4 protein-coding genes are annotated in these 6,115 nt (G+C 52.7%); 1 reads left to right on the top strand and 3 read right to left on the bottom strand.

Annotated elements, in window-relative coordinates:
* The first annotated feature begins 45 nt into the window (after window positions 1-45).
* On the top strand, window positions 46-828 hold the full coding sequence (gene purQ, locus A4E54_RS00040) for a phosphoribosylformylglycinamidine synthase I (RefSeq protein ID WP_240081737.1): 783 nt from the start codon (window positions 46-48) through the stop codon (window positions 826-828).
* A 247-nt stretch (window positions 829-1,075) separates the two neighbouring features.
* On the opposite strand, the gene A4E54_RS00035 is transcribed toward purQ, so the two are convergent.
* The 3 genes from A4E54_RS00035 to A4E54_RS00025 all read right to left on the bottom strand — a co-directional run.
* Entirely contained in the window at window positions 1,076-2,452 is a 1,377-nt protein-coding gene (locus A4E54_RS00035; RefSeq protein WP_286723580.1) for a citrate/2-methylcitrate synthase, read from the bottom strand.
* Window positions 2,453-2,680: 228 nt separating this feature from the next.
* Window positions 2,681-5,266, bottom strand: a complete 2,586-nt coding sequence (locus A4E54_RS00030; protein ID WP_286723579.1) for a DEAD/DEAH box helicase — start codon at window positions 5,264-5,266, stop codon at window positions 2,681-2,683.
* A gap of 28 nt (window positions 5,267-5,294) precedes the next feature.
* On the bottom strand, window positions 5,295-6,115 hold an 821-nt coding region (locus tag A4E54_RS00025), incomplete at its 5' end, for a hypothetical protein (protein WP_286723577.1).

Here is a 6,115-nt window from a genome sequence, read left to right as displayed (position 1 = left end):
GCTGAAAGCAGCCTGGCGGCAGCCGATGAAGGAGGTGTTCCGGCAGTGAAAAAGCCGCGTGTATGTGTTTTAAGAACGGACGGGATCAACTGCGACGAGGAAATCTTTTACGCCTTTGCCAAAGCCGGGGCGGAAAGCCAAATGGTGCATGTCAACCAGCTAAGAAGCAAAGAAGCGCGGTTGGCTGATTATCAAATCCTGGCCTTGCCAGGCGGCTTTTCCTACGGTGACGATGTCCACTCGGGTAAAGTCCTAGCGGTGGAGCTAACTTCCTTCCTGAAAGAGCAATTAAACGAGTTTGTCGACTCCGGTAAACTAATGCTCGGCATATGCAACGGATTTCAGGTGCTGGTGCGCACCGGACTGCTCCCGGACCAGCACCTGGGTAACATTGAAGCCACCCTGACGGCCAATGACAGCGGGCACTTTGAATGCCGCTGGATCAGGCTGCTGGTTGAACCCAGCCACTGCGTTTTTACCCGCGGGATGGAGGGTTCGCTGATAGAAATTCAGGTAGCCCATGGCGAAGGCAAGTTTTATGCGGACCCGTCTGTTATTGCCAAAATAAAAAACGGCGGCCAGGTGGTATTCCGGTACGCCGGCGCCGACGGCAGGCCGACCGCGCTTTACCCGGCCAACCCGAACGGCTCGTTAAACGCCATCGCGGGGATTTGCGACTCAACGGGCAGAATAATGGGCATGATGCCCCACCCGGAGCGGTACGTGGAAAAAACCCAGCACCCGAACTGGCGCAGAATGCCGGGAGATACCGTGCCTCATGGCCTGGCTGTCTTTAAAAATGCTGTGGAGTATGCCCGGCAGATGTAATATTAATCGCTAAATATAGGCACAGAACTAGTACCGGCGTGAAAACATGCCGGCAGAATAGCCAAGTTCCAATACTGGACAATATAGAGTAAACAGGGCAAAAAAGAACTGGCTCCCGTTTAATTCGGAAGACAGTTCTTTTTTTAATAATTTTTGTTAAAAAATCTGCCGAACTCAAAACGTTTTTTCCGTTCTTTCAATCCAATTCTTCAGCATAAAAGGGAAGCGAATAAAAGGTTATGCTAGATTAAACACCCTTCCGCCCGTCCATCGGGATGTATTTACGCCGCTTGGAGACGCTCTTGTACGCCGGCCTGATGATTTTTCCGGAATTAACGATTTCTTCAATCCGATGGGCGCTCCAGCCGGCTATCCTGGAAACAGCAAATATAGGAGTGAATAATTCGATGGGAATATCTAGCATTCTATAAACAAAGCCTGAATAAAAATCAACATTCGCACTTACCCCCTTATACATCTTACGGTATTCCCCGATTATTTCAGGGGCCTTCTCTTCAACTTTTAAATAGAGATTATATTCGTCTTCCAAGCCCTTCTCCTTGGCAAGCCGGGCAATATGCTCCTTGAAAATAACGGTTCTTGGATCAGATATCGAATAAACAGCATGTCCTATGCCATAGATTAGACCCGAACGATCAAAGGCTTGCTTATTCACTAACTTAACAAGATAGTTTTCAATTCCTTCATCATCACCGAAATCCCTTATGTTCTGCTTCATATCCTCAAACATTTGGTAAACCTTAATGTTGGCGCCTCCATGCCTGGGCCCTTTAAGCGATCCCAGCGCGGCGGCAATTGCCGAGTACGTGTCCGAACCGGATGATGTCACGACATGCGTCACAAAGGATGAATTATTACCCCCGCCATGCTCCGCATGAAGCACCAGAGCAAGATCGAGCAGGGTGGCCTCGAGTCTTGTAAATTTACTGTCCGGCCTAAGCATGTGCAGGACATTTTCGGCGGTGCTGAAATCCGGTCTCGGACTGTGTATATAAAGGCTATTGTTTCCATGGTAATGAGAATAAGCCTGATAGCCATAAACCGCAAGCAGCGGGAAACAGGCAATCAGCCTGATGCATTGTTTCAATACATTATTAATGGAAGTGTCATCGGCATTATCATCAAAGCTATATAAGGCGAGTACGCTCCTAGCCAAAACGTTCATCATGTCCTTGCTCGGCGCTTTCAAAATCATGTCGCGGACAAAATCATCCGGCAGCTTTCGGTATTCGGCAAGAAGCTGCTCGAAACCAGCAAGAGTTTTTTCGTCGGGGAGTTCGCCAAAAAGCAACAAATAACAAGTCTCTTCAAAACCAAAGCGGCCGTCTTTAAGAAAACCATCCACTATGTCGCTTATATCGATCCCCCTGTAAATTAATCTGCCAGGAACAGGTATAGTCTCATTTTCGTCAATTATATAGGCATGTACTTCACCGATCTCTGTCAGGCCGACAAGCACACCCTTGCCATCTTGATCACGGAGCCCGCGTTTTACGTTGTATTTGCTAAATAAATCGGGATTGATCAAGTTGTTTTTTTCAGTTATGTTACTTAACTGATTAAGGAATTGTTCTTCAAAATCTTCCAGTTGATAATTCTTCATAGCATCACTCTCCCATAAATATAAATAGCGTTACAGCCATCGGGCAATCAAAACCCACTTCCGATAGGTATACTTAATTATACATAATTGTGAAATGGAACACTATATTATTAAATAATATATACATAATACAATCCGGCAGGTATTCAGGGAGTAGGAGTCAGAATATCGTATCTTAGGATAATAACTCTTGGTTCCCGAATACTGACTACAAAGTAGTTACTCTTTTTACAGCAAGTCTTTCACCTGAAAGACACAACGGCAGGCTGGACTGTGCGAGCAGACAACCAGCGGCCCGCGCGCTGCATTGACTGCCTTTAAGAGGTGACCGGCCGGACAAGTCAGCCCGGCAGCGGCAAGGTAATCATCCAGTATTTCCAGTGTCAGCTTTTGAACCGGCTGCTCACAGCGCGGGTAGGCGGTGCAGCCGAGGAAATAGCCGCCGGTCGTTCCTGCGCGCACGGTCAGCGGGTTACCGCAGAAGGAACAAGTAAGCCGGTTCTCCACATATGCTTTCAATCCGGCATAACGCCCCTGGAAGAATCCCTTCCTCAGTTCCATCTCTAAAAGGTACATTAACGTACGGCATACCCTCTCGCCACTCACCCGTACACTGAAGCGGTCCACCCGGCCGTCGCCCGGCCAGGGGCAGCCGTACCACAAGCAATTCCCGGCAGTTGCAGTAACCGGGCTCCAAACGGCAGAGCGTTTCACGGTATAGGGCCGCAAATCCGGGGGAAAGGTTGACGGCAACCCGGCGCGCATTGAAACACGGGCACCGCCGGCCAGCGCCTCCCGCAGCGCGCCGGCCACGAGCCGCTCCGGCGGGCCGGCGGCAACCGGCCAATCCATTTGGACCACCGCAGCCTGTCTCATATCAGTCTGCCAGGCCTTCATAGCCGGCCAGCGCTCAGCATACCAGTCGAGCGCCAGGTTCTCTCCGCCAATATGGTCAGGCAGTTCACTGAGAAGTTCCCTGCTTTTAATGACCCGGCCATTTTGTCCGATAAAACGAAATAGTTCCAGCACTGCGGAGTCGCCGGCCAGCCGGCTCTCCAGAAATACCCGGTGGGCCAGCACGAAAAGCTTGCCCCTAGCCCTGGTGACGGCCACATTCAACAGCCGTTTTCCGGCATTTCCTTCCCGCCGGGCCAGGAGACCGCCGGGAGCGCGCTGGGGAAAAGCATCCACCAGGTCCAGCACTACCGCGTCCTGTTCCGCGCCTTGAAAGCGGTGGATGGTGGCGGCTACCAAACCTGCCGCCTCAGAACGGGCGCCGGCTGCCCCAAGCAGGCCGGCTGCCAGCGCATTCAAGAGTCTGGCCTGGGCCGCGTAAGGTGTGAGCAAGCCTACTGTAAGGCCGTTTAGCCTGATCTGCTTGGCCAGGGTCAGGGCCAGGAAAGCGGAAAAAGGATTGAAACGGGAAAGAGCGTGCCGGTAGCAAAGGGCATTCAGGTCACTTACATCAACCAGCGTCAGAGCCGCCCCCGGGCAGGGAGCCGCCGCGGCCAAATCGGCCCGCCGGGTTGTCTCCGGGGCATTGTAAAGCTGGCCGCCGTACACAGTGTCGTTGACAAAACCGGCTACAGCCGGATGCATCCGCCGCTGGAGACGCAAAACAGCGACATCAGGCAGATTTCCCGCGTCAAAGGCCTCGGCAATTCCGGTTTGCTCGAAAATGTCCCGCCTTAACCAGCGTTCAACCCCTTCCGTGCCAGCCAGGGCAATTGGCGCCAGTTGGCGGAAATCACCGCTCACCACCATTTTCTTGCGGGCCAGGGAAGCGGCAAAAAAAACCTGCGGGACGTAAGCCATGCTGGCCTCATCAAGCAATACAGCGTCAAAGTGACCTTGATAGATCACCGGATCTAACGCAGCCGTAGCCAGGGTACAGCCAAGTACACGGGCCGCGCCGGCCACCGAGACTGCCGCTTCTTTCAGCGCTTTGCTCAATTCACGCAATTGATGCTCCACTTCACTGAGCCGGCTGCCGGGCTTCCGGCCAGCGCGCAAGTCGGCCAGTAAAGCGCTGCGTTCGGCATCCAGTTTTTTTCGCCGGACCCACTGGTCCGGGCAGCGGGCGGCAGCCTGGCTGAAAGCCAGGAGGCCGCTTTGCCGCAGCGCCGGCAGCCTGGCCCAGCCGTAACGTGCAATCAAGCCGGATGCCGCCGGTTTCTTCAGCCTCGCTGCTATGCGTAATACCGCGCCGTCCACGGCTATATTGGCATGTGAAACAACCAGCACCCGCCAGCCCTGCTTGAAAAAAAGGTCCGCTATGCGAGCGACGGTCTCAGTCTTGCCTGTGCCCGGAGGGCCCCAGATAAACGTGACATCCCTGCTCCCGGCCAGGCGCACGGCATCTTCCTGAGCCATAGCTGCCTTGGCAGGAGGAAAAAACCGGCGGGGGAAGGCAGGCACCTTCTCCATCACCCGCATGGCCATCTCCAGGTTTCTTTCCGGCGTCTCGTCCAGCCGCTCCTGTAAAGCGGATAATAAAAACCATGGCTCACAGAAAACATCAGCCCGTTCCACAAAGTCGCCGATATTTTCATGCAGCGCCAGCGTCAACTCAGAACCCCGTATGGATATTACTTCACCCCGTGTCTCGCGCAGGCCGGTTTCCACACGCACCGGCGTGCCATCAAGAAGAAACGCCTCTATTTCCAGCTCAAAGATGTATAAAAATCCATTCTCTCCGCGGTCGACCAAGACCCCATCGATAATCAGCAGGGGGCGTCCCCCCTCACGCTGCAAATAAGCTACTTCTTCAGCAAGCGCATTGTTGAATTCGGAAATTATTCCAGCAGCGCCCAAGTAGACATCTCCCGCCAATAAATACGTCTTAACCTTCCGGTATGGCCGGTTCTAGCTTATCTTCATCACCTGCCGGCTTGACTGGCAGGATTTCTTCAGGCATTCCCGCCTTGATATCCGGCTGCTCATCGTAAAGATACTGGAGATCCAGATATTCAACCATAGACCTGATCGCGGTGCGCAGTGGTTTATCCCCCGCCAGGCTGGCGGCAACCCGGTCAATGTCAACCGGCGCCGGCCAGTCATAGGCCTGCGCGTGATATTCACGGACCGACCACAGCATGCGGTTGACATCAAAGGTGGAGAGCTTATCCAGAAAGAGGTTGTCTTTCAAAAAGCTGCCTAAGACCTCCCTCACCGTGGGAATTTCATGCTGCCTCTCCTTAGCCGCCAGCTTTTGCGGCACAGTGTCGTAATCGCTGTTTTTCTGCCTCCAGATTAATTCCGACCAGAGATTGGATGAGGCAGAAAAAACAGTGTAAGCGGCGGTCATCCCAAAAGAAGGCGACATGAAGCGGGCGGCGTTTAAATAAGCGTTGGCGCGCGCCATAATGCCGAGGTACATCAACTGTTCGAATTCGTCAAACAAAATAACCCAGCCGGCACAACCGCCAGCACGGATCAAATATGCGAGAAAGCGAAAGTAATCAAACGTGTTTTCTTTAACAGTAAAGCGTGATATGGACAAGGTGTTCCCAAAATTCATCCGGTTAATCGATCTTAACTGCGTAACGGGAATAAAATCACCCGCCAGATCACCGAGCAGGACATGCTGGTTATACATATCGCTGTCACTTTCCAGGTAATTCTTCAACACTGCCTCAATTTTCGGGTGGAGGTTGTGTCCGG

Origin of the sequence: Pelotomaculum sp. PtaB.Bin117 (assembly GCF_002067195.1) — a bacterium.
GTDB lineage: Bacteria > Bacillota > Desulfotomaculia > Desulfotomaculales > Pelotomaculaceae > Pelotomaculum_D > Pelotomaculum_D terephthalicicum.
This window is presented reverse-complemented; position numbering and strand designations above follow the sequence as displayed.

Bases quoted from the DNA above. Each gene is read 5' to 3' on its own strand.
- A4E54_RS00035 (WP_286723580.1), bottom strand. From the start codon at position 2,452: ATGAAGAATTATCAACTGGAAGATTTTGAAGAACAATTCCTTAATCAG.